We start from the raw sequence: 23,843 nt of genomic DNA, 5'->3' as shown, positions 1-23,843 counted from the left end.
GTTACTCCTCCAGCACCGCGTCGACTGCGGCCTCCTCGAAGACGACGTCCTCTAGCTTATCGAGGATGTCGACGGGGTCCTCGCGCTGCCAGACGTTCCGGCCGACGGCGAGGCCCGAGACGCCCACGTCCATACAGTCCGCGACGAGTTCGAGAAAGTCGCGGTCGGAGGTCTTCGAGCCGCCCGACAGCAGCACGCGGTTGTCCGCGGCCGCGTCGACGGCGTGGGCCATCGCGTCCTTGCTGCGGGGGTACTTGACCTTCGTGAAGTCCGCGCCCAGTTCGAGGCCGAGCCGGGCGGCGTAGGCGATGATGGACTCGCTGCGGTGGGACTTGACGGCCTGCCCGCGCGGGTACGACCACATCGCGATGGGCAGGTCGTGGTCGCGGGCGGCCTCCTGGACCGGCCGGAAGTCCTCGAACATGTCCGTCTCGCGGTTGACGCCCGGGTAGATGGTGTAGCCGATGGCGTCGGCGCCCAGTTCGGCGGCGTAGTCGACTGTCCAGTTCTTCGGGGAGTAGGGGTCGCCCATCCAGAGGTCGGAGCTGCCGTTGAGCTTGGCGAGGAGATTCACGTCGTCCTCGTAGCTCGGGTAGTAGGTCTCGGCGAGCCCCTTCCCGACCGCGAGCGCCGTGACGGCGTCGTGGGTCGCCATCTCGAACACTTCTCGGGGGTCGAGGCGCTCCTCGACGCCCGCGAACTGTTTCGGCCCGTGTTCGAGCCCGTGGTCGTGAGCGAGTACCAGCGTCTTGTCGTTGCGAACGAGCGGTGAGTCGGTGAAATCGTGCATTAGTGTCTGTGTTGAGTGTCTGCGTGGTCAGCGGGCTGTGCCTGTCGGGTGCGGTCGGCGGGCTGTGCGTGTCGGGCGACGACCGGGCGTCAAGTTCGGCGGCGAACTCAGCTCAGCAGGCGCTTCAGTCGGGCGACGAGGCTCTTCGAGCGGTCGCCGCCGCGGCGCGCGTCCGGAGAGCCGCTGTCGTGGTCCGCGTCGTCGGCCTCGTCAGTACCGACCGTCGTTTCGGTGTCGGCGTCGCCGCCGGCGGCGCCCTCGGCCTCGTCCATGAGGGCCTCGACGTCGTTGACGGCGTCCTTGATAGTCCCCTTGACGAGCGGGGTATCCTCGAAGCGGTCGCGGTTGACCGAGGTGTCGGCCGCGATGATGGCGGCGTCGGCGGCCGCGATATCGTCGGCGGTGAGCTCGTTCTCAGCGCCCATCGCGCCCTGAATCTCGACTTCGATGTCGTGGCCGCGTTTTTCGGCTTCCTGTTCTAGGTTTTCGGCGCCCATCTGACTGTGTGCGATACCGGTCGGACAGGCGGTGACTGCGACGAATTTCATTGGATTGTCTCGTGTAGTTCGCTGCGCGTTGCGACACGGAGCGCGCTCTCGGCGCGCTCGCGTGCGGCGCTGTGCTCGGTCTCGCTCACGGCGACTTTCACGTCGGGGATGGTGACGGCGCTCATGCTGAGCTCGTCCAGCCCGAGGCCGACGAGCAGCTCGGTCACGTCGGGGTTGCCGGCCATCTCGCCGCACATCCCGACCCAGGCGTCGTGCTCGTGGGCCTGCTCGACGGTCCGGGCGATGGCCCGCACCACGCCGGGGTGTGTCGGGTCGTGGAGGTGGCCCACGCGCTCGTTCTCCCGGTCGGCGGCCATCACGTACTGCGTGAGGTCGTTCGTGCCGATCGAGAGGAAGTCGACCCGCTTTGCGAACTCGTCGGCCATGAAGACGGCGCTCGGCGTCTCGACCATCACGCCCAGCGACGGGCGCTCGTAGTCGACGCCCCGCTCGTCGAGGTCGGCCTCGGCGTCGTCGACGGCGGCGATGGCGGCCTCCAGCTCGTCGACCGTGGCGACCAGCGGGAACATCACGTCGAGCTCGCCCGCGCCGTCGGCGGCGGCTCGCAGCAGCGCCCGGAGCTGCGTGGCAAACAGGTCCGAGTCGGGGTCGAGCGACCGGCGGATGCCCCGCTCGCCGAGGAACGGGTTCTCCTCGTCGGGGAGGTTCAGATACGGTATCCGCTTGTCGCCGCCGATGTCGAGCGTGCGGACGACGACACGGCCCTCGGGGAACGTATCCAGCGCGTCGCGGACGGCCTCGTACTGTTCGTCCTCCTCAGGCGGTGACTGTCGGTCGAGAAAGAGGAACTCGGTCCGGTAGAGCCCGACGCCGTCCGCGCCCCGGGCCGCCGCCGGCTCCAGCTCCTCGGGCCGGCCGACGTTCGCGGCGACCTCTATCTCCCGGCCGTCGCTCGTCGCGACGGACTCCTCGACCACGTCGGCACCGTCGTCGGCCCGCGCGGCCTCGCGCTCGGCCTCGTCGGGGTCGACCAGCAGCTCGCCCGCGTCGCCGTCGACGACGACTTCGGTGCCCTTCTCCACGTCGTTCAGGGCCTCGCCCAGTCCGACGACCGCCGGCAGCGCGAGCGACCGGGCGAAGATGGCCGCGTGCGAGGTGCGCCCCCCGGTCACCGTCGCGAAGCCGGCAACCGTCTCCGGGTCCAGCTGGGCCGTGTCGCTGGGGGTGAGCCGCTCGGCGAGGACGACGCTGCCCTCGGGCAGGTCGGCGAGGTCGACGCGCTCGCCGCCGGTCAGCAGCCGCAGCAGGCGGTCACGCACGTCCCGCAGATCGTCGGCGCGTTCGGCCATCCGGCCCTCCATCCCCTCGAACTGCTCGATGTGGCCGCCGAAGGCGTCGTCCACGGCCAGCGCCGCGGGCCGACCGTCCTCGATGCTCGCCTCGACGGCGTCTTTGATGGTCGGGTCTTTCAGGAACTGGATGTGTGCGTCGAAGATGGCGGCCTCGTCCTCGCCCACGCGCTCGGCGGTGGCGTCGCGCTCGCGTTCCAGTTCGGCGCGGGCGGTCTCGACGGCGTCGGCGAAGCGGTCGCGTTCGGCGTCGACGTCGACCGACTCCCCCGCGTCGGGCAGCGTGATTTCGGGGTCGTACCAGACGACCGTGCCGAGTCCAGAGCGGGGCGTCGCGCCGGTGCCGCGGAGTGTACGAGATGCCATGGTTACGCCTCTAGTTCGTCCTCTGGGGTCGTGAGTATTCGCTCTAGTTCGTCGAGCACGCTCCCGGCGTCCGGACCGTCGGCGACGAGCCGGAGTTCGTCGCCCTGTCCGACCCCGAGGCTCGTGACGGCTATCATGCTCCGGGCGGGGACGAGGTCGCCGTCGGGCGGTCCGGCCTCGACTTCGGCCTCGTGGTCGTTGACGGCCTCGACGAACAGCGCCGCGGGGCGGGCGTGCAGCCCCGCCTCGGGGACGATTTCGACGGTGCGTTCTTTGCTCATCGAATCGCCTCCCTGAGCGTGTCCTGCACCTCGCTCTCGTCGTCGGCGGCGTGCAGCCGCTCGCGCACGTCGTCGTGCATCAGGGCCCGCGAGAGCGAACTGAGTATCGTGAGGTGGTCTTCCCCGCCCTCCTTCGGGACGAGTATCATGAAGATGAGCGTCGCGGGCTGGTCGTCCATCGAGCCGAAGTCGACGCCCGACTCCGAGCGCGCAAACGCCAGCGACGGCCGGCTGACCGCCTCTGTCTTGGCGTGGGGGATACCGATGCCCATGCCGACGCCGGTCGTCGTCTCTGCCTCGCGGGCGAGCAAGGCGTCGAGGGCTCCCTGTCGGTCCTCGACGCGGCCCGATTCGACCAGCAGGTCGAGCAGGGACTCGATACAGGCCTCCTTCTGTGCGGGTGGTTCGGACAGCGAGATGTGGCTCGCCGGAATCAGTTCGTCGATGTCGTCGGGTATCTGGTCTGTCATTGTGTGTTAGTCGTCGCTCGGCTGTGCGGTTCCAGCGCTCGATTCGGTGCCGGCCTCGACGCGGTCCTCGAAGTCGGGTTTCAGGAGCAACGCGACCGCGGCGGTGACGAACGACCCGAGGACGATACAGCCCAGGAACATGAACGGCTTGTTCGACAGCGGAATCACGAAGACACCGCCGTGGGGGGCGGGCATCGTGATGTTCATCGCCATCGAGGCGGCCCCGCCGACGGCGCTGCCGGCCACCACGGCGGGGATGACGCGGAGCGGGTCGGCCGCGGCGTAGGGAATCGCGCCCTCCGTGATGAAGGAAAAGCCCAGCACGACGCCGCTCTTTGCGTTCTCGTACATCTCGGCCGCGTACTTGTGCGGGGAGATGAAGTTCGACAGCGCCAGCCCGATGGGCGGGACCATCCCGCCGATCATCACGGCCGCCATCGGCGCGTAGATGCCCTCGGTGATGAGCCCCGTCGAGAAGACGTAGGCCACCTTGTTCACCGGACCGCCCATGTCGAAGGCCATCATCCCGCCCAGAATCGTGCCGACGAGAATCGCCTGGCCGCCCTGCATCGACTGCAGGAACCCGGTCAGCGCCGCGTTGGCGAGCGCGACGGGCACGCCCAGCACGAACAGCATGATGGGCGTCAGGACCGCCATCGTGGCGATGGGGATGATGAGCACCGGCATCATCGGGGCCAGGAACTCCGGCACGTCCAGGCCCTTGAACCAGCGCGCGACGTAGCCGGCCAGCAACCCGGCGACGATGGCGCCCAGGTAGCCGGCGCCGGCCTCGCCGCCCGAGACGCCGATGACGGTGGCGGCCTCGGAGACGACGTTACCCTGCTGGATGATGTACGACAGGAGGAACCCCGGCGCGAGGCCGGGTCGGTCGGCGATGGCGTAGGCGATATAGGCCCCCAGGATGGGGACCATGATGGTGAGGCCGGCGGTACCGACCTGGGCCAGGAACCAGCCGGCCGAGCCGGTGTTGTCGAAGACTGACTGAGTATCCCCCACCGCGTACGCGAGGGCGAGGAAGATACCGCCGATAGTGACGAACGGGATCATGAACGACACGCCGGTCATCAGGTCCTCCTTGACGGAGGTGACGTGAGCGCGAAGCGCGCCCTCGATTCTATTGCTCTCTGACATTGTTTGCGACATCAGCAGCTACGTCCATCATCTACCATATAGGTACGCGTTTGTGAACGATTTCGATTTTTCTTGAGCAATAACGGGTACTACTTGATTGTTATTGACTGCTCTCCCGGTCGACCGGCATCTGTCCTAACAAACATAGGTCTGTTATTCTGTTCTTATAGAAACGACTGAATAGCTCCGCGCCGCTCCTGCCCGCGCCACAGTGTTTATGGGTACCACTGTCAGAGATAGGGCCATGGACTCCGCGACGGCCCTCGACGAGGACGCGACGTTCACCGTCGAGGATATCGGCGGTATCGCGTCGGCCACCGTGGAACTGGAGCCGGGCGTGACGGTGCTCGCCGGTCGGAACGCCACCAACCGGACCTCCTTCTTGCAGGCGATAATGGCCGCCCACGGCAGCGAGTGGACGAGCGTCAAGGCCGACGCCGCTCGCGGCTCGGTGACGCTCTCGATGGGGGAGGCGACGTACTCGCGGACAGTCACACGGACCGAGGACGGCGTCGTCGGGTCGGGCTCGGCCGTCCTCGCGGACCCGGCCCTCGCGAACCTCTTTGCGTTCCTGCTCGAAGACAACGAGGCCAGACAGGCCGTGGTCCGCGGGGACGACCTGCGCGACATCATCATGCGTCCGGTCGACATCACCGAGATACGCGACGAAATACGCGACGCCGAGGAGCGAAAGGACGCCATCGACGACCAGCTCGACCACGTCGCGTCGCTCAAACAGCGCCTCCCGGAGCTGGAAGGCCGGCGAGAGCGCAAGCGAGCGGCAATCGAGGAAACGCGCGAGGAGCTGGCGACAGTCGAGGCACGCATCGACCAGCGGGACCTGAACGTCGACCTGACGCGGGCGAACACGGACGCCCTGGAGACACGACTCGACGAGCTCCGGGCGACGCGCGAGGAGCTCCGACGCGTCCGCGAAGACATCGCCTCCGAGCAGGAGAGCCTCTCGGCGCTGCGGGACGAACGGGGGCGTCTCGCGGCCGAACGCGCCGGCCTCCCGGACGCCCCGTCCGACCGCCTCGACGATATCGAGTCACGCATCGGCGACCGCCGGGAGCGCAAGCGCGAGCTCTCGACGTACGCCTCCCGGCTCCAGACCGTCATCGGGTTCAACGAAGACCTACTCGACGGGGAACACGCACAGATAACCGACGCTATCGGGGCCCGCCCGGAGACCGTCGGCGACATCACCGACCAGCTCTATCGGGGCTCGAAGACGACCTGCTGGACCTGCGGCTCGAAGGTGAAACTCGACCGCATCGAGTCAACCCTCGACCGAATGCGCGAGCACCGCACGGAGACGCTCGCGGCGGTCGACGACATCGAGACCGAGCTGGCGGAGCTGACAGAGGAGCGCGACCGCATCACCGAGACGGTCGACCGGCGGGCCGAACTCGAAGCCACCATCGAGGAGGTCGACGCGGAGATAGAGCGCCGCCAGTCGACGCTCGCCGACCGCCGCGAGCGACGGGACAACCTCTCGGCGCGGGTCGGCGAGCTGGAAGACAAGGTGAGCGAGCTGCGCTCCGCGGAGGTCGACGAGGTGCTCGACCTGCACTCGGAGGCCAACGGACTGGAGTTCGAGCTCGACGAGCTCGAGTCGGCCCTGGACGAACTCGACGAGGAGATCGCCGACATCGAGTCCGAAATCCGCCGCGACGAGGCGCTCGTCGACCGGCGGGAGGCCGTCGTCGAGGAGCTCATCGACCTCCGGACCCGCATCGACACGCTGGAGGCCGAGGCGACGCGGCAGTTCAACGAGCGGATGTCGGACCTGCTCTCCCTGCTCGAATACGAGAACGTCGAGCGCATCTGGCTCGAACGGATGGACGGTCCGGCCGACTCCGTGGCCACCGTCGACACCGACTCGGTCATCGAGGGGTCGACTTTCGAGCTCCACATCGTCCGCAGCTCCGAGGGCGGGACCGTCTACGAGGACAGCGTCGACCACCTCTCCGAGTCCGAGCGGGAGGTGACCGGCCTCGTGTTCGCGCTGGCGGGCTATCTCGTCCACGACGTCCACGAGACGGTGCCGTTCATGCTGCTGGACTCGCTGGAGGCCATCGACGCCGACCGCATCGCCGCCCTGGTCGAGTATTTCGCCTCTTACGCCCCGTATCTCGTCGTCGCGCTCCTGCCCGAGGACGCCCGGGCGCTCCCCGACGCCTACGACCGCGTCACCGGCATCGGTCAGGGCGAGTCGCAGTCGCAGTGACCGCGGTCCAGCAGTGCCCCGACGCTGTACTGGCCGCCACAGTCCTGACACAGCACGTCGACGCTGACGAACACTCGATACTCCCCGACTGAGAGCTTGCCGGCGGTCCCCAGCCGGTCGACCGTGTCCCGGACGACCGTCTCGACCCGGCTCTGGAGCCGTTCGAGGACCGTCCGCTCGCTGTCGACCGTGTTCGTCCCCTCGGGCTCGTAGCTGGCCCCGCGGACCTCGGTGAGGTAGTGGCGAACCGCCTGGTAAGTGACGAAATCCTCCCGGAGCGCGTCGACGTCGACGCCGGCCCCCGCCAGTCGGTTGCGCGCCTCGACGCGGGTGCCCGCGCTCACGTCGTCGGCTGTCAGCAGCCGGTAGTAGTTCCGGGCCTCACCGTCGACGATGTCCATGCCCGCGTCCCGGATGGCGGCGAGGAGGAGCGCCCGGTTGAAGCGGTCCGCGAGGTCGCGCAGGCTCCGGCGCTCGCCGTCCTCGCCCAGCCACGCCGCTTCGAGGTCCGCCCCGATGGGGGCGAGGTCGTACGCGTCGATGAGCCGTGCCACTTTCGACCGCGGCCCGGCGCTGTCGGAACTCATTGGTCTGTGGACGATAGCGCCGCCCAAAGGCGTTGTGTCGGCGACGATTGCCACAGTCGAGACACGCGCTCGTACTGCCGGCTCGACCATCGCAGCCGTCTGTTCGTCGGTCTGTCGCCGCCGTAGTAGCTCTCGGTCCGGGTTCCGTCTGCTGGCTCGTCCACCGTCTTCCGGCTCACCAGCATATAAAGTTTATATACAAAAGCGCGTCCTGGATAAATAGCCGCGCTCGGTCCGCAGATGCTACCGTTTTTCTCCCCTCGCTCGCACCCGTGTGTATGCCCGACGACACCGACCTCGCAGCCACTCCACCGATGGGGTGGAACTCATGGAACGCCCACTCCTGTGCGGTCACCGAGGCCGACATCCGCGCCGCCGCCGACGCCGTGGTCTCGACCGGCCTCCGGGACGCCGGCTACGAGTACGTCGTCGTCGACGACTGCTGGATGGCCGACGAGACCGCCGACGAGACCGCCGCCGAGGGCCGCCTGCGGGCCGACCCCGAGGCGTTCCCGGGCGGGATGGCGGCGCTGGCCGACTACGTCCACGACCGGGGACTGAAATTCGGCCTCTACTCCTCGGCCGGGAGCCACACCTGTCAGGGGTATCCGGCGAGCCTGGGCCGCGAGCGGGTCCACGCCGAGCAGTTCGCGGACTGGGGTGTCGACTTCCTGAAGTACGATAACTGCGGGGACCACCGCGGGCGCGAGCCACGGGACCGCTACGGAGCGATGGGCGAGGCGCTCCGGAGTGTCGACCGGGACATCCTCTACAGCATCTGCGAGTGGGGCCGGCACGACCCCTGGCTGTGGGCGCGCGAGGCCGGGGGACACATGTGGCGGGTCACGGACGACGCCGTCGCGAAGTGGCGGGTCGACGGCGACGCGTTCGGCCTCGGTATCGCCGACATCATCGACCGCGTGGCGGACCTCGACACCGCCTCTTCGCACGGCCCCGGCGGCTGGTCGGACCCGGACATGCTCCAGGTCGGCAACGGGCCCGACTCGGGCCAGTCACGGCACGAACCGACCGACGTCGTGCGGCCGCTGACACCGGCCGAGAACCGCACCCACTTCGCGTTCTGGTGTCTGCTCGGCGCGCCGCTGTTCGTCGGCACCGACCTGACCGATATCGACGAGGGCGTTCTGGATATCCTGACTACCGACCGCCTCGTCGCCGTCGACCAGGACCCGCTGGGCGCCCAGGGGACGCCCGACCGGCGGACGGCCGACGCGGAGGTCTGGAGCAAACCGCTGCATGACGGCGGGGCCGCCGTGGCGCTGTGGAACCGCGGCTCCGAGCCCCGAGACCTTCGCGCCCACGTCGACGAGACCGCTCTGCCGTCGGCCGCCGACCGGTACGCGGTGTGTGACTGCTGGACGGGTGAGACGTGGGAGACGGCCGGCGACCTCCGGGCAGCTGTCGACCCGCGCGACACCGCGGTTCTCCGGGTGACGCCGGCGTAGGGCTTCGGCGGTCCCGCCGCCCACCGATGGCACGCCGGCCTGTCGGTCGAGCGACGGGCGGGGACACTGGTCGCCGACGGCGCGACAAGGGACCCGCTGACCGGCGAGAGCGACGGCGGGCGCCGACTCGATTCACTCGGCGGCGTCGAGCACCTCGTAGCTGATGTTCGCCTGCGCGAGGGCGTCGGTGTGGCGCGACAGCTGGTTGGCGCCCGAGAGCAGGAGGACGTCCTGTCCCTTCGTGGCCGCCTCCTCGACGGCGGCGGCGCTCCCGTAGCGGATATCCACCGCGACCTCGGCGGCCCGCGCCGCGGCCAGGGCCTCGACGCCGGCGACGGCCACGAGGTCGTGTTCGGCGGCCAGCTCCTCGATTCGTCCCCCGTCTACGGCCCCGCTCCCGCCGTTCTGGACCCGCGGAATCGAGACGGCGGTCACGTCGCCCAGCTCGTACTCGACGACGCCCTCGACGTTGGTGATGCCGAGGTCGGTCCCCGCGGCCGCGTCGGTGACCGCAACTGCGGTTGCGTTGCCCGCCCCGCCCGCGACGGCGCGCAGGACGCCGTCGCGCATGGTCACGGAGACGGTCTCGCCCTCGCTCACGTCCGCCGTCGCGAGCACGGTCTCTATCTCCACCTGCCCGATGATGTCCTCGGAGACGTGGCCGACGAAGCTCCGGAGCGCGTCGGTCTGGGAGATGAGCCAGTCGACGCCCTCCTTGGTCACCTCGTACCGGCCGCGGCCGTGTTTGGTGACGTGGCCCTGTGCCGAGAGGTCCTGCAGGTAGTCGCTGACGGCCTGGGAGGTGATGCCGATCGCGTCCGCGATCTCCTGCTGGCTCACCGCCGGCTGGCGCTCCGCGACCTCGACCATGATCTGGTAGCGCGTGGCGGTCCGCTTGCTCCGGAGGACGCCGAACTCCTCGCTCCCGTCTGTTCGCTGTGCCATGTCTCCCCGTCCGGGACTGTCAGTCAAGTAGTTTTTCGTTACCGAAGCTTCGATTGGAGTAATCCGGGCTCGCTCGGCGTTTGAACAACGCAGATTGGTCTAATACAAGCACAATTGTTTTATGGCCCAGTTGAGTTGGTACGGGCGATGGCACACGTCTCGCTCCCCCACGACGCGAAGGCCGGGCCGACGAAGTCGGAGGTCAGGGCCGTCCTCGCGAGCAAGCTCGACCTCGGGCCGACCGACCACTTCGTCGAGGTCGGCTCCTGTACCGGCGCCGTCACCATCGAGGCGGCCCGGCGCGCCGGTCGCGTGACCGCACTGGAACGCAAGCCCGAGCGGCTGGCGGTCACCGAGCGGAATCTCGCCGCGAACGACACGGACGCCGAGGTGGACCTCCGGGAGGCCGAAGCCCCCGAAGGGCTGCCCGACGACGCCGACGCGCTCTTTCTGGGCGGCAGCCGGAACTACGAGGCCGTCCTCGACCACGCCGTCGAGACCGGTGTCGACCGCGTGGTGATGAACGTCTCCAGACTCGAGGTCGCCGGCGCGGCGACCGAGGCGTTCCGCGCCCGGGACCTGCTGGCGGAAGTCGTCCAGTTCCAGGTAAGCCACGGGTACGAGCTGGCCGGCGCGACCAGCTTCGACTCCCAGAACCCCGTCTACATGCTCGTCGGCGGCGCGGGCGACGCCGTCGCCGCGGACGGCGGGACCACTGCCGGCGGGTCGGGGGCGACCCGATGACGCTCTACGGCGTCGGTCTCGGCCCCGGACAGGCGGACCTCGTGACGGTGCGTGGCAAGCGCGCCCTCGAATCGGCCGACGTGGTCTACTCGCCGGGTCGACTCTCCCGAACGGTGGCGACGAAACACGTCCCCGACTCCCGCATCGGCGACCTCGACTTCCCGATGACCCGGGACGAACAGCGGCTCCGCGACGCCTGGAAGGACGCCGCCGCGGAGATCGCGCCGGCCGCCCGCGACGGCGACGTCGCCTTCGTCACGCTCGGGGACCCGAACGTCTACTCCACCTTCGGCCACCTCCGCCGGACGCTGGCCGCGTTCCACCCCGCGGTCGAGCTCGAAGTCGTCCCCGGCGTCAGCGCGGTCACGGCCTTCGCGACGGCGCTCGGCGTCGAGATCACGGCCGGGTCGAGTCTGGCGCTTCGGGAGGCCGACGGCGGCGTCTCGCCGACCGGCCCTGACCGGCTGATTCTGTTCAAAGTGACCGACGCGCCGGCCACCCACGAGGGGCTCGTCGAGGCCGGCTACGACGTGACCTACGGCCGCCGGCTGTTCATGGAACAGGGCGAGACGACGGTGACCGACGACCCGACAGAGATCGACGAGCGGGACTACTACACGCTCGCCTACGCCGAACGCCCCGAGGCCCGGGTCGAGCAAGCCACCGACGCGTTCCTCGAAGGGGCGGACGAGAGCGGGGCGGTTTCAGACGGCGGGGAGATGAGTATCGCCCGACAGGAGCGCTCCGAGGGCGCGCTCTCCGGCGACGAGCTCGGGGGTGGCCGACAGTGAGCGACGAGAGCGCCGAGACCGACCCGCAAGCCGCCATCGACGCCGTCGCGACCGACCGCGACGACCGCGTCTACGACCACAGCGCCGGGGACGAGCAGGACGGCATCCCCTTCGTCGGCGCCGGCCCCGGCGACCCGCGGCTCCTCACGGTGGCGGGCCGCGACCTGCTCGCCGAGGCCGACCTCGTCGTCCACGCGGGGTCGCTCGTCAACAGCGAACTGCTGGCGGAGTACTGCGCCGACGCCGAGACCGTCTCCTCCATCGGGAAGGACCTGGAAGAGCTGATTCCGCTGATGCGGGACGCCTACCAGAGCGGGAGAACGGTGGTCCGGCTCCACAGCGGCGACCCCGCTATCTACGGGGCCGCCCTGGAGCAGATGGACGCGCTGGAACACGAGGGCGTCCCGACCTACATCGTCCCCGGCGTCACGTCGGCGTTCGCCGCCAGCGCGACGATGCGCACTCAGCTCACGCTGAACGAGGTCGCCAACCACGTCGCCTTCACCCGGCCACAGGGCAAGACCCTGACCGAGGAGGAGGACCACATCTCCGAGTTCGTCGGCATGGGCGACGTGACGACGTGTATCTATCTCGGGACCCACGCCGTCGGCGAGACCATGGACCGGCTGCTCGCGGACGGGCACGACCCCGAGACGCCCGTCGCGGCGGTGTATCACGCTTCCTGGCCCGACGAGGACGTCATCGAGGGGACTATCGGGACGATTGGCGAGCGAGTCGAAGCGGCGGGGTATCGGGCGTCCGCGATGGTGATTATCGGCGACGCCGTGGGTGGCGAGGAGTACGAGCGGAGCTTCCTGTACGGTGGGTGGGCGAACCGGGGCGACGACTCGTCCGAGTCCTCGGGGGAGGCGGACGACTAGGATGCTGTGCCGTTTTCGAGGACAGTCAGAAAGCTACGGTGCAACCCACCGAGACGGCAGTTGCTCCCGACCGACAGAAAGCCCCCGGTCGCTCCGTCATCCGCCGAAAGACTCGTTTCGCTCGTCTTTCGAGCCTTCGGTCGCGCTGCTCCCGAAGACCTCGCACGGTGTCGGCGCACCACGGGGGTGCGCCAGCGCGCGCCGACAGCAGTGTCGCATCGGGAGCCAGACGACATCCGCCCGACTGACCGGCCGGCAGTCGCGGACAGACAGTTCACCGGCCGATTTTCGACTATGAGCACCGACAGCGACAACGAATCCGGTTCGAACAGCTGCAAAGCGCCCGACTCCGACGGGGAAGTCGCGGAAGAGATCGCCATCATCGCCTTCGAGCGAAAGCTGGACACCGCCGAAGACATCGTCGACGGCATCGGTGACCGATACGAGAACATCGACGTCATCGAGTACCACGGCACCGTCTTCGACGAGCACTGGGGCGAGTACGACTGCTTTATCGGCCTGATGGCCAGCGGTATCGCGATGCGCAAGACGGCCCACCTGCTCGACGACAAGTGGGACGACCCGGCAATCTGTGTCGTCGACGAGGAGCTGACGTGGGCCATCCCCATCACCGGCGGCCACCACGGCGCGAACCAGGTGGCTGACGACCTCGCGAGCATGGGCGCGGTGCCGGCGATGACCACCGCCAGCGAGGCGGCCGGCAAGCAGGGCGTCGAGAAGCAGGCGAAAGCACTCGACGCCCACGTCGTCAACGGCGACTCGACGGTGGCGACGAACCTCGCCGTGCTGGACGACGAACTCGGCCCCATCGAGCGCCTCGACGGCCCGAAGGCGGTGCTGGTCGACGACACCGTGAGCGTCCTCAAACGCAACAGCGACGACGGCGTCGTGCTGGGGTGTGGCTCGGTCGCCGGCGCCGACGTCGAGCAGTTCCACGCCGCCTGGGACGCCGCACTGGCAGAGGTGGGCCTCGACCGCGACGACGTGGAGTTCGTCGCCACGGGGACCCGGAAGGCCGACGAAGAGGGGATGCTCGCCGCGGCCGAAGCGTGGGGACTCGGCGTCGTCGCCTTCGAGAAGGAGACCCTGGAGGGGTTCGAGGGGCCGACACCGTCCCGGTCGAAGGAACTCATCGGCTGGCCGGGCATCGCGGAAGCGTCGGCCATCGCCGGTGGGCGCGACCACGACCTGCTGGCCGAGAAGACCCGCTACGACGAGGCCGTGACGGTGGCTATCGGGAACTGACGGCCCCGGAACTGCCTTCGATACCTACAGCCGGCCGTCGACGTGGTCGGCTGTCCGGAGCGCGAGCGCCGCGATAGTCAGCGCCGGCGGCACCGCGCCCGAGGTGACGAAGGGGCTCCCGCCGGCGACATAGAGGTTCTTCAGGTCGTGGCTCCGGCAGGTAGGGTCCACGACGCTCGTCTCGGGGTCGGTCCCCATTCGCGTGCCGCCGACGGCGTAGTGACCGCCCCGGGCCGCCGGCGGCAGCTCGTCGGTCGTCGTCGTCCCGTCGGCGTACACGACTGCGCCGTCGAGGGCCTCGACGAGGTCGGTGCCGAGCGCGATGGCGGCCTCCTGGGCGCGGGCGGCGAAGGGGCCCGGAGAGAACTGCACGTCGGGCACCGGGTCCCCGCGGTCGTCCGTCGTCGTCTCGTCGAGTGTGACGCGGTTGGCCGCCCGCGGGAGCGAGCCGACGCGGATGGAGAGTCCGACCGTGTTGCCGTGGTGGAACTGGACCTCCTCCAGCAGCCGGTCGCCCCAGCTCTCCTCCCGGAGGGCGAGTTCGGCGGGCGTCTCCCCGGCGTTGTTCAGGCAGGTGAGCGCGAAGCCGGCGCGGTCGGCCTCCGGGGCGGCGAACTGGTAGCTGCCCGTGGTCGGCGACCCCACCTCGCGCTGTTTCGTCGGCTCGTCCAGCACACCGAGGACGGTCGCCGGCGGTTGCCCCATGAGATACCGGCCCACTACGCCACTGGAGTTACCCAGACCGTCGGGATACTGGGGGGAGTCCGAGAGCAGGAGGAGCCTCGGTGTCTCGATAGTCCCGCAGGCGGCGACGAACACGTCGGCGTCCTGCCGGTGGCGCGCTCCGTCGGGAGTCCGGTAGACGGCCGCTGTCACCCGCTCGCCGTCGGGGCCGTGTTCGAGCCGCTCGACTGCCGCCCGGTCGATGAGCCGTGCCCCGGACGCGACGGCCCGCTCGACGTGGGTGTCCGCGCTGTAGGTCGCCTCGGGCGGCCGGACCCGTCGGCTCGGCGCCCCACCGTCGGGCCGGCGGTCGCGGCGCTCGCTGTCCGGCCCGCGAGCGACGGGCAGCGAGTGGACGGGCACGGCCAGTTCCTCGCCGGCCGCGGCGAACAGCTCGTCCGAGTGGCTCCGTTCCAGGGGTGGCTGCGGGTAGGCGGTCTCGCGTGGCGGCTGGAAGGGGGCGTCCGCGTTGCCGGCGACGCACAGCTCCTGTTCCGCCTCGGCGTAGTAGGGCCTGAGGTCGGCGTAACTGATGGGCCAGTCACGCCCGACGCCGTGCCGGGTCGCCGTCTCGAAGGTCGACGGGCGGAACCGCGGGGTGACGCCCAGCCAGTTCAGCGTCGTCCCGCCGACGCCCTTGACGCGGCGCTCGTTGACCGGCCACGCTCCCGCCCCGGCGGCCGTGTAGGCGTCGCGCTCCCCGTCCATCCCCCAGATCTCGGCCGCCGTCGTCCCAGGGCGAAGCTGGCGCTGCATCCGTTCGTACCGCGAGTCGCGGTCGACCGTCGGCCCGGCGTCGAGCAGCGCGACCTCGCGGCCACGCCCCGCGAGCGCGTCCGCTACGAGCGCCCCTGCCAGCCCGGCACCGACGACACAGACGGTCGGGCTGTCGGCCGGCGTCCGGTCGTCGGGCGCGCTCATCGGCGCTGTCCCATCCCGTAGCCCACGCCCGGGGTCTCCGCGGCGGCGTCGTAGACCCACGCCGATTTCGCGCCGGCGAGCTCCGCTCCCGTCGGCGACGTGTAGAAGGCGACCAGCAGCTCCTCGACGACGTGGTAGTGCAGCCGCTCTAGCTCGGTCCCGTCCGGCACTGCGTCGACCAGTCGGACGCCCATGTGCCGCAGTAGCGAGTCCCGCTGCTCCACGTCGAGGCGTGCGAAGGCGTCGCCGAACGCGTCTCTGGCCCAGTCGTCGAGTGTCTCGGCTCCCCGTTCGAGTTCGGTCCGGAACCGTTGGTGGTCGCTGCTCCGCCCGACGAGATACGTCTCTACGAACTCCAGTGTCACCTCGACGACCGACGGATAGAGCACCTCCGCGAGGGCGAGCAGCGTCCGCGTCGTCGACGGGTCCTCCCTCGACTCCGCCCCGTCCCAGGAGGCCTCTGTCGCCGGGTCGATGCCGGCGGCTCCCAGCGCCGACACCGCGTCTGGCTGTGAGAGTTGCATTCCTACCGGGTGCTAACAGCGGCCACTCGTATAAAACCACCTCACAGTTTCGACGTTACCGACGAGCTGTTAATTACCGGCTTCTACTTCGAACTCTCCTGCAACGACCGGCCGATAGCATGTCGCTCTGGCCGGTTTCTGACGCCGTAGTACGGCAGTTGGTGGCTACTGACCGATACGTCTGTCGGGCAGTCGAGCTCGCCGAGACGTTCCGGACGCGACCGTCGGAAAAACAAACTAACGGAGAACTGTTACTGTAGTCGAAAGCTCCCGCCGGAGTCGCGGATAGAGCTCCGCGGACAGCTAATACAAGCAAAATTGTTTTATGCGAAAGCTGTGTTGTAGTAGCTATGTCTCTCAGCACTGCGGCTGGACTGACACCCCGACACGGCGGTGACGGATGAGCAGTGAGGACCGCGGTGTCGACGGACCGACCGTCGACGGGTGCACCGAGCGGCCGGACGGCTACGGCACCCTGTACGTCGTCGGCATCGGTCCCGGACTCCCCCACGACATGACCCAGCGGGCGAGCGATATCGTCCGGACGGCCGACTGTATCATCGCCTCGAACCTGTATCAGGAGTTCCTCCGCAAGGACGGGACACTCCCGCCACAGTCCGCCGCCGTCGAGGACGTCTCTGACGACAGCGACGTGGCCGACGAGGCGGGCACCGTGCTGGAACGGCCCGACGGCCGCCGGCAGACGCTGATCCGCTCCTCGATGGGCAAGCAGGTCGAACTGGCTCGGGAGGCCTTCGAGCGCGTTCGAGCGGGCGAGGACGTGGCCCACGTCTCCGGGGGCGACCCGAACGTCTACGGGAAGTCCGACCTCCTGTTCACGATGGCCGACGCCGACGACGCCGACGACGTGCCGATCGAAATCGTCCCCGGCGTCACCGCGGCGCTGTCGGGCGCCGCCAACCTCGGCGCGCCGCTCTCGAACGATTTCTGTACGATTTCGCTCTCGGACAAGTGGCGCGGCTGGGAGGAAATCGAGGAGAAGCTCCGGGCGGCCGCAATCAGCGGCTTCGTCGTCGTCCTCTACAACTGCTGGCGCGACTACGAGCGGGCCGTCGACGTGCTCCGCGAGGAGCGGGCCGACGACGCCCCCGCCGCTATCGTCAACGATTCGGGCCGGGGCACGGCGGGCCGGAATCTGGACGACGAGACGGAGACCATCACGACGCTGGGCGCACTGCCCGACCACAGCGAGGAGGTCGGCGGCATGGGGTCGTCCATCGTCGTCGGCACCCACGAGACCGAACTGTGGAGCAACGACTTTCGCGACTATCTCGTCACCCCGCGGGGCGGGCGTGACGTGGAGGACTTCTGACCTATGAGCACTGACGATACCACCGACGCGAGCACGGACACCGAATCGAACTGTGGCGCCAGCGAGGCCGAGAGCACCGCGGCGGAGACGACCACCGACAGCGCCTCGAACTGTGGCGCGTCCTCGTCGTCTTCACGTAGCAGCTCCTGTGGCGCATCGACCGACGGGAGCGAGGAAGAAGTCGGCGCCACCGTCGACGACTTCGACGCCGACCCGGGCCGGCTCGTCGCCGTCGGCCTCGGCCCCGGCCAGCCGGAGGGGATGACGGCCAGAGCGCGGTCGGCACTGCTCGACGCCGAGCACATCGTCGGGTACACGACGTACGTGGAACTGCTCCCCGACGAGGTCGTCGAGGGGGCCGAGGACGTCTACAACACGCCGATGTGTGGCGAGGTCTCCCGGACCGAGGAGGCCATCGACCGGGCGCTCTCGGGCAACGACGTGGCCATCATCGGCAGCGGCGACCCGAACGTCTACGCGCTCGCGGGCCTCGCGCTGGAAATCATCGAGTCGAAGGGCGCCACCGCCTCGATGCTCGGCTTCGACGTGGTGCCGGGCGTCCCGGCGGCCCAGTCCTGTGCCGCCCGCGTCGGCGCGCCGCTGGTCAACGACACCGTCTCAATCTCGCTGTCGGACCACCTCACCGACATGCCGACCATCGAGTCCCGGCTCCACGCCGCCGCGAAGGAGGGGTTCACCATCAGTATCTACAACCCCTGGAGCCGCAAGCGCCGTGAGAACTACCGGAAGTGCTGTGAGATTCTGCTCGAACACCGGGACCCCGAGACGCCGGTGGGCGTGGTCCACGCCGCCGGGCGGGACGACGAGCGAGTAGAGATCGTCGAACTGCGGGAACTCCCCGACCTCGGGGAGACAGACCTCGTGGACATGACGACGACGCTGCTGGTCGGCAACGAGGACACCTACGTCTGGGACGACCGGATGGTCACGCCGCGAGGCTACGAGACGAAATACGATTACTGACAATGTATACAATCAGTATCGACCGCGACGCCTGCGACGGCGTCTTCGCCTGTCTGGTGCGGGACGACCGGTTCGTCGAAGACGCCGACGGACTGGCGGCTATCGAGGTCGACGACGCCGCGGCCGTCTCGGCGACGTTCGACGACGACCGGCGAGCGGACGCCGAGGGGGCAGCCGCCGCGTGTCCGTTGGACGCTATCACCGTCACAGACGCCGACGCCGAGAGCGACGCCGTCACCGACGCCGGGGAGGGTCAGCCGTGAGCATCGAGACCGGCCCGCCGGGCGACATGCTCGCCGCGCACCCGGAGACGGCGTACTTCTGGGGCCGTGTCGCGGCCGACGGGGAGTGCGACGACGGCTGCGTGACCGTCCGGACGAGCGACGAGACGGCCGCCCGCCGGCTCGCGACCATCGCCGGCGCGGACGCGACGGACCGCCGCATCATCGAGCGGCCCTACGCTCACGACACCTCGATTACCCGCCAGGAAGAGCAGTACACCGTCCAGGTCGTCGGCCCTCTGGCAGAGCGAGCGAGCGGGGCGCTCGGGCTCCCCTTCGACGGCGAGTCGGGCGGCTACCGGCTCGACCCGCTGGCCGACCACGACCGACAGCTGCTCCGCGGGCTCGTCGAGGGCTGTGCGACGGTCTGTTTCAAGTCGGACGACGACGCGGTGGGACTCTCCTTCGTCCACGCGGACCGCGGCCTGCTGGGGACGGTCCAGTCGCTGCTCGACGACCTGCCGGTCGCGGCACCGTACGACGAGCCCAGCGAGGCCTCCTCCGGCTACTGGTTCGGCGTCGACGACGACGCGGTGCCGACCGTCGGCGAGTGGCTCTACGAGGGCAGCGAATCGACCGGGCTCTTCGCCCCGAGCCGACGGCGGAAGCTCCGCAAGAGTATCGAGCGAGTCAGATGAGCGAGGCAACCACTGCCCCCGAGGGGCTCGACGACGAGGCCATCCTGCTCGCGGGCCACGGCTCCCGGCGCGAGAAGTCGAACGAGCAGGTCCGCGAGCTGGCGGCCGAGCTGGAGGGGCGACTCGGCATCCCGGTCGACGCCGCGTTCCTCGAACTGGCCGAGCCGGCCATCGACGACGCGATTTCGGGGCTGGCGGCGACTGTCTCGCAGGTGTCGGTCGTCCACCTCTCGCTGTTTGCGGCCAGCCACGTCAAAAACGACGTGCCGCTCGCGGTCACGCAGGCCCGCGAACGCCACCCCGAGTTGACTATCAACAACGGCGCCCATCTGGGCGTCCACCCGGCTCTCCTGGACCTGCTCGACGACCGGGCCGCCGCCGTCGAGACCGAGCTGGGCGTCGACCGGGCGGACGACGATGTCGCGGTCGTGGTCTGTGCCCGGGGGTCGTCTGACCCCGACGCGAACGCCGACGTGCACAAGCTCGCCCGACTGCTCTACGAGGGCCGCGAGTTCGACCGCTGTGAGGCGTCGTTCATCGGCGTCACGGAACCGCTGCTTTCCGAGACGCTCCACGACGTCGCCAAGAGCCGCCCGGACGCCGTCGTCGTCCTGCCGTACATGCTCGGCGACGGCGTGTTGACGGGCCGCATCAAGGACGGCGCCCGCGAGTTCGACGCGGAGTACCCCTACGTCGACGCCGGCTTCGGCGAGCCGCTGGGCACCGACAGCCGCCTGCTCGACGTGCTGGGCGACCGCTGGCAGGAGGCCCGCACGGGGAGCGTCGAGATGTCCTGTGACACCTGCAAGTACAAGGTCGAACTCGACGGCTACGAGGACGACCAGGGCGGCGCCCGCGCGATGTTGCGGGCGCTGACCCACCAGGCCGAACACGCCGACCGCGAGGACGTGGCCGACGACCCGCACGTCCACGACGCCCCCGAGAAACACGTCGCCGTCTGCACGAACCAGACCTGCGCCGCCGACGGCGCGCCGGCCGTCCTCGAACGGCTCCGACAGGCTGCCCGCGACAGCGAGGCCTGTGACGCCCGCATCACCCGCTCCTCGTGTCTCGGCCGCTGTGGCGAAGGCCCGATGGTCGCGGTCTACCCCGACGGCGTCTGGTACGGCGGCGTCGCGGCGGAAGACGCCGAGGAGATAGTCTCCTCGCACCTGGACCGCGACCGGATCGTGAGCGAACTCGTCGACCAGACGCTGTAACCGATACCACCACACAACCCATGAGCTGCTACGAAATCGAGGCGCTTCGACTGGGCCTCATGAACGTTCTCGGTACCGAAGACGACCACGCGCGCCAGCACGCGGAAAAGGAGCTGGAGGGCCACATGACCGGCCCTATCGAGGCCCTGGCCAGCGCGGAGACGCTGGCGGCCATCGAGCGCCACCTCGACGCGGCGCTCGTCGACCTCGAAGCGGACATCGCACAGACCGACGAAGACGCCCCCGAGTACGACTACATGCGCGGCCGACTGGTCGCTGTTCGGGACGCGGAGCGTGCGGTCGGCCGCATCACGACGCAGGGCGAGGACGTCCTCTCGGGGCTGGGCGAGGCCCACGACGTGCTCCACGAGGCGTTCCCGGTCGATGAGTGAGCCGGCGCCGACGGCTTCGCTGGGCGACGTTCCGCCGGCCCGCTCCAGACAGCAGGGCCGGCGGTCGGCGGTGACACTGACAGACGGGCTGGCCGTGGTCGGCACGGCCGACGGCGACCTGCTCGGGGTCGATAGCTCCGGGTCGGGGCCGCCCTCGACCCGCTGGCACTACGAGACGGACGGCGAACACAGCGTCGTCGCCGCGGTTCCGTTCGGCGACTGTGTGGTCGCCGGCGAACGCGGCCCGCTCGGGGCGATTCGCTGTCACGAGCGCGACGGCTCCGTCCGCTGGCGGTACGACAGCGCTGCGGACGTGGGCGAGCCACAGGCGGAGACGAGATTTCTGCTCCCGTTCGTGGCGAGTCTCGCCGCCGACGGCGACCGGCTCTACGCCGCCGCTCGGCGGTACGAACGCCGCCCCGAGCGCGCCACCGAACGCCACTTCGAGAGCGTCGTCTACGCGTTCCGCCCGGACGGCAGCGTCGAGTGGTCCGCCCGGACAGACGCGTCACCGATTTCGCTGTCGGTCCGGGACGGCCGGCTGGCGGTCGCGTACAACCGCTGTCCCGGCGACCATCAGCACGGCCTCGTCGTCCTCGATACGGCCGACGGGTCGCGGTGCTGGACGTGGGACCCCGGAACTGATGGGCAGCGACGGGTCGGCGACGTGGCGCTGCTCGCCGACGGCGCGGTCTGTACGAGCCACGGCGACTACTGTGGCTACCGGCTCGACGGCGACGGCGCCCCCGAGTGGCGGGTCCCGCTGGCGACGCCCCGGGCAGTCGAGGGCGAGCGCGTCTACGCCTATCCCAACCACGTCCACGCCACGGATTCGGGGGCGGTGTTCGTCACCGGCAACACGTATCCCGAAGACGGTCGGGAGACCGATGCACGCCATCCCGAAGAACACACGGCTGTCGGCGTCTCACTCGCGGGAAAGCGCCGGTGGCGTGCCACCGTCGGGGGCTTCGCGAGCGGGCTCGGCGCCGACGGCGACCTGCTCGCCGTCCCCGCCGCCCAGCACTTCCGCGACCGCGACGCCGCGACCCACTGGCTCCGGCTGTTCGATGTCGCCGACGGCCACACCGACACGGTCGACGCGGACGGTATCGTCACCGCCGCAGCGGCCGACGACGGGACCGTCGTCGCCGTCGAAGAACCCGTCGTCTACCACGACGAAGGCCGCGAGCGCGGCGCCTACCGGCTACACCGGTTCGACGCGAGCGAGTGACCGACCGGGCGTCCCCGTTCTCCGACGTTTCGGGGTTCTGACTACCTGCCAGCCACGACCTCTCTCCCACTGTCACACCGCGTGGGGCGGAGAGTAATACGTCACCAGTCCTACCTTTCACCATGGTCCAGCACACCGAGGAACCCGTCCGGATTCCGGTCGACGGCGTCACGCTGGACGGGACACTGGAACTCCCGGAGGGCGCGCCGGGCGTCGTCGTCTTCGCCCACGGCAGTGGCTCCAGCCGGCACAGCCCGCGCAACAACTACGTGGCCGAGGTCATCCGTGACCGGGGCGTCGGGACGCTGCTTTTCGACCTGCTCACCGAGCGGGAGGACCGGACCCGCCGGAACCGCTTCGATATCCCGTTGCTGACGGACCGGCTCGTAGCGGTCACCGAGTGGCTGTGGGGGCGGGACTGGGCGAGTGGGGTCTCGATGGGTTACTTCGGTTCGAGCACCGGCGCAGCCGCCGCCCTCCGGGGAGCGGCGCGACTCGGCGGCGATATCGACGCGGTCGTCTCGCGGGGCGGCCGCGTGGACATGGCCGAGGACGCCCTCGGTCGGGTCACGTCGCCGACGCTGTTTATCGTCGGCGGCGCGGACACCGAGGTGCTCACGCGCAACCGCGAGGCCTACGCCCAGCTGCCCGCCGAACGTTCGCTCCACGTCGTAGAGGGCGCCGGCCACCTCTTCGAGGGTCCGGGTGAACTAGACGAGGTCGCCGCGGTGGCAGCGGACTGGTTCGAGGCGACGCTCCGCTGACAGTGTAGCGATTTACCGGTGTGCGCCGGTCTCGTGGTCGGCGCTCCCGTCCGTAATCTACAATAATCACTGTGAGAGCCCGTCGCTCTCTCGTGGAACCGGCACCACCGGCCCAGACCGGACAGCGAACCGAGTTCACCGGCGATGGGCTCGACTCTCCCCGGGACGTAGCGCCCGAGCTGGCCGGCGGCCACACTGTCACCGAGCGCTACGAGATCTCTCGGTCGAGACGTAGCCGGGTCGGCTTGTGTACTGTTTTCTCTACCGGGCTCGTCCAAAAATTTTACACGTTAGATGCTTCCTAATTAGTATTAGGCGGCCTATAACAAAATATAAAAAAGATTAATTATGGTAATATGGGTGAAAGTTAATGGGCGTGGTCGATGACACAGACGTCAAGATAGAGCCCCAGACGGTCTACGACCGATACGAGGCGCTGGCCGAGCGAGTCGCGACCGAGGAGGCGCGGTTGCTCCGCCAGTTCCCGCTCGATGAACCGCAGGGGATCGACGACGCTATTCGAGGGTGTATCAGCGACTGGGAGAACCAGCGAAAGTCGCTGCGGACTGTCGCGGTCGTGAACGCTCTGGAACACGCCGCCGACGGTGATGTCCCGACTGTCTGCGTGGACGTACTGGTGAGTCTCGATGCGACGATAAACGTCCTCGACGATATTATCGACCACGCATCTCCATCGAAGGCCGATAAGGTCGGTTACACCGCGAACGCGGCCTTCGCGACGACGTTGCTCCACAGTAGCTTGCCCGCCTCGGTGCACAAACAGGCGACGGAACAGCTCTTCAGGTACTTCACCCAGTTGTTCCAGACGCCGAAAGTGGAATCGCGGCTACTCGCCAGCATGCAGCGGAAAACCAGCCGAGCGGACCAGATTACTGTCGCCACAGAGATATACCAGTACAGGGCATTGGACATCGACGTGTTCGTCGAGCTGGCGTTGTTGATATACGCCGACTCGGCGCAATCGGACCTGAGTCAGTCGGT

General features: G+C 69.1%; 25 protein-coding genes. 15 read left to right on the top strand and 10 right to left on the bottom strand.

Going from position 1 to position 23,843, the window contains the following annotated elements; translation table 11 throughout:
- Nucleotide 1 precedes the first annotated feature (1 nt).
- The 6 genes from NDI56_RS18060 to NDI56_RS18035 form a co-directional block, all read right to left on the bottom strand.
- Entirely contained in the window at nt 2–790 is a 789-nt protein-coding gene (locus NDI56_RS18060; RefSeq protein ID WP_310921099.1) for a class I fructose-bisphosphate aldolase, read from the bottom strand.
- A 107-nt stretch (nt 791–897) separates the two neighbouring features.
- Entirely contained in the window at nt 898–1,338 is a 441-nt protein-coding gene (locus tag NDI56_RS18055; RefSeq protein ID WP_310921098.1) for a PTS fructose transporter subunit IIB, read from the bottom strand.
- Nucleotides 1,335–3,014: a phosphoenolpyruvate--protein phosphotransferase gene (gene ptsP / locus NDI56_RS18050; protein ID WP_310921097.1), complete on the bottom strand. Its 1,680-nt coding sequence runs from the start codon at nt 3,012–3,014 to the stop codon at nt 1,335–1,337. The genes NDI56_RS18055 and ptsP overlap by 4 nt, the downstream gene beginning before the upstream one ends.
- Nucleotides 3,015–3,016: 2 nt before the next feature.
- Nucleotides 3,017–3,295 (bottom strand): HPr family phosphocarrier protein, encoded by a 279-nt coding sequence (locus NDI56_RS18045; protein ID WP_310921096.1) that lies wholly within the window; start codon nt 3,293–3,295, stop codon nt 3,017–3,019.
- Nucleotides 3,292–3,765: a PTS sugar transporter subunit IIA gene (locus tag NDI56_RS18040; protein WP_310921095.1), complete on the bottom strand. Its 474-nt coding sequence runs from the start codon at nt 3,763–3,765 to the stop codon at nt 3,292–3,294. The genes NDI56_RS18045 and NDI56_RS18040 overlap by 4 nt, the downstream gene beginning before the upstream one ends.
- A gap of 6 nt (nt 3,766–3,771) precedes the next feature.
- The gene (locus NDI56_RS18035; RefSeq protein ID WP_417936045.1) at nt 3,772–4,917 is read right to left on the bottom strand and encodes a PTS fructose transporter subunit IIC; all 1,146 of its coding nucleotides are present in this window, start codon (nt 4,915–4,917) and stop codon (nt 3,772–3,774) included.
- Between the two features lie 244 nt (nt 4,918–5,161).
- Between NDI56_RS18035 and NDI56_RS18030 the strand changes: the two genes are divergently transcribed.
- A complete protein-coding gene (locus NDI56_RS18030) occupies nt 5,162–7,150 on the top strand; it encodes an archaea-specific SMC-related protein (protein ID WP_310921093.1) in 1,989 nt (662 codons plus the stop codon).
- On the opposite strand, the gene rdfA is transcribed toward NDI56_RS18030, so the two are convergent.
- Entirely contained in the window at nt 7,126–7,737 is a 612-nt protein-coding gene (gene rdfA, locus NDI56_RS18025) for a rod-determining factor RdfA (protein ID WP_310921092.1), read from the bottom strand. The genes NDI56_RS18030 and rdfA overlap by 25 nt on opposite strands.
- A 278-nt stretch (nt 7,738–8,015) precedes the next feature.
- On the opposite strand from rdfA, the gene NDI56_RS18020 reads away from it, so the two are divergent.
- Nucleotides 8,016–9,203, top strand: coding sequence for a glycoside hydrolase family 27 protein (locus NDI56_RS18020; RefSeq protein ID WP_310921091.1), 1,188 nt, complete (start codon nt 8,016–8,018; stop codon nt 9,201–9,203).
- Between the two features lie 132 nt (nt 9,204–9,335).
- Here NDI56_RS18020 and NDI56_RS18015 read toward each other — a convergent pair whose 3' ends face one another.
- Nucleotides 9,336–10,148, bottom strand: a complete 813-nt coding sequence (locus NDI56_RS18015) for a DUF7839 domain-containing protein (RefSeq protein WP_310921090.1) — start codon at nt 10,146–10,148, stop codon at nt 9,336–9,338.
- Between the two features lie 147 nt (nt 10,149–10,295).
- On the opposite strand from NDI56_RS18015, the gene cbiT reads away from it, so the two are divergent.
- The 4 genes from cbiT (at nt 10,296) to cbiG (ending at nt 13,830) form a co-directional block, all read left to right on the top strand.
- A complete protein-coding gene (cbiT, locus tag NDI56_RS18010) occupies nt 10,296–10,892 on the top strand; it encodes a precorrin-6Y C5,15-methyltransferase (decarboxylating) subunit CbiT (RefSeq protein ID WP_310921089.1) in 597 nt (198 codons plus the stop codon).
- Complete coding sequence (locus NDI56_RS18005; RefSeq protein ID WP_310921088.1) at nt 10,889–11,683, top strand: cobalt-factor II C(20)-methyltransferase; 795 nt, start codon at nt 10,889–10,891, stop codon at nt 11,681–11,683. The genes cbiT and NDI56_RS18005 overlap by 4 nt, the downstream gene beginning before the upstream one ends.
- Complete coding sequence (locus NDI56_RS18000) at nt 11,680–12,564, top strand: cobalt-precorrin-4/precorrin-4 C(11)-methyltransferase (RefSeq protein WP_310921087.1); 885 nt, start codon at nt 11,680–11,682, stop codon at nt 12,562–12,564. Before NDI56_RS18005 ends, NDI56_RS18000 begins: the two co-directional genes overlap by 4 nt.
- Nucleotides 12,565–12,858: 294 nt before the next feature.
- The gene (gene cbiG / locus NDI56_RS17995) at nt 12,859–13,830 is read left to right on the top strand and encodes a cobalt-precorrin 5A hydrolase (protein ID WP_310921086.1); all 972 of its coding nucleotides are present in this window, start codon (nt 12,859–12,861) and stop codon (nt 13,828–13,830) included.
- 24 nt (nt 13,831–13,854) lie between these two features.
- On the opposite strand, the gene NDI56_RS17990 is transcribed toward cbiG, so the two are convergent.
- Complete coding sequence (locus NDI56_RS17990) at nt 13,855–15,474, bottom strand: GMC family oxidoreductase (protein WP_310921085.1); 1,620 nt, start codon at nt 15,472–15,474, stop codon at nt 13,855–13,857.
- Nucleotides 15,471–15,998 carry a gluconate 2-dehydrogenase subunit 3 family protein gene (locus tag NDI56_RS17985; protein WP_310921084.1) on the bottom strand — a complete coding sequence of 176 codons (528 nt, stop codon included), beginning with the start codon at nt 15,996–15,998 and terminating at the stop codon, nt 15,471–15,473. The genes NDI56_RS17990 and NDI56_RS17985 overlap by 4 nt, the downstream gene beginning before the upstream one ends.
- Nucleotides 15,999–16,398: 400 nt before the next feature.
- Here NDI56_RS17985 and NDI56_RS17980 point away from each other — a divergent pair, with 400 nt between their 5' ends.
- The 9 genes from NDI56_RS17980 to NDI56_RS17940 all read left to right on the top strand — a co-directional run.
- Nucleotides 16,399–17,331, top strand: a complete 933-nt coding sequence (locus NDI56_RS17980; protein WP_310921083.1) for a precorrin-3B C(17)-methyltransferase — start codon at nt 16,399–16,401, stop codon at nt 17,329–17,331.
- 3 nt (nt 17,332–17,334) lie between these two features.
- Nucleotides 17,335–18,315, top strand: a complete 981-nt coding sequence (gene cobJ, locus NDI56_RS17975) for a precorrin-3B C(17)-methyltransferase (protein ID WP_310921082.1) — start codon at nt 17,335–17,337, stop codon at nt 18,313–18,315.
- 2 nt (nt 18,316–18,317) lie between these two features.
- A complete protein-coding gene (locus NDI56_RS17970; protein ID WP_310921081.1) occupies nt 18,318–18,578 on the top strand; it encodes a ferredoxin in 261 nt (86 codons plus the stop codon).
- A complete protein-coding gene (locus NDI56_RS17965) occupies nt 18,575–19,234 on the top strand; it encodes a cobalamin biosynthesis protein (protein WP_310921080.1) in 660 nt (219 codons plus the stop codon). Before NDI56_RS17970 ends, NDI56_RS17965 begins: the two co-directional genes overlap by 4 nt.
- On the top strand, nt 19,231–20,454 hold the full coding sequence (locus NDI56_RS17960) for a CbiX/SirB N-terminal domain-containing protein (protein WP_310921079.1): 1,224 nt from the start codon (nt 19,231–19,233) through the stop codon (nt 20,452–20,454). The genes NDI56_RS17965 and NDI56_RS17960 overlap by 4 nt, the downstream gene beginning before the upstream one ends.
- Nucleotides 20,455–20,474: 20 nt before the next feature.
- A complete protein-coding gene (locus NDI56_RS17955; RefSeq protein ID WP_310921078.1) occupies nt 20,475–20,846 on the top strand; it encodes a DUF3209 family protein in 372 nt (123 codons plus the stop codon).
- Nucleotides 20,839–22,077, top strand: a complete 1,239-nt coding sequence (locus NDI56_RS17950) for an outer membrane protein assembly factor BamB family protein (protein ID WP_310921077.1) — start codon at nt 20,839–20,841, stop codon at nt 22,075–22,077. Before NDI56_RS17955 ends, NDI56_RS17950 begins: the two co-directional genes overlap by 8 nt.
- Nucleotides 22,078–22,199: 122 nt before the next feature.
- A complete protein-coding gene (locus NDI56_RS17945) occupies nt 22,200–22,841 on the top strand; it encodes a dienelactone hydrolase family protein (RefSeq protein ID WP_310921076.1) in 642 nt (213 codons plus the stop codon).
- Between the two features lie 370 nt (nt 22,842–23,211).
- Nucleotides 23,212–23,843, top strand: a 632-nt coding sequence (locus NDI56_RS17940) for a hypothetical protein (protein ID WP_310921075.1), incomplete at its 3' end; no start/stop codon positions are given.

This window comes from Halomicroarcula saliterrae, from assembly GCF_031624395.1.
GTDB classification, from domain to species: Archaea; Halobacteriota; Halobacteria; order Halobacteriales; family Haloarculaceae; genus Haloarcula; species Haloarcula saliterrae.
The sequence above is the reverse complement of the archived record's forward strand: the minus strand, read 5'-3'. Positions and strand labels throughout refer to the sequence as shown.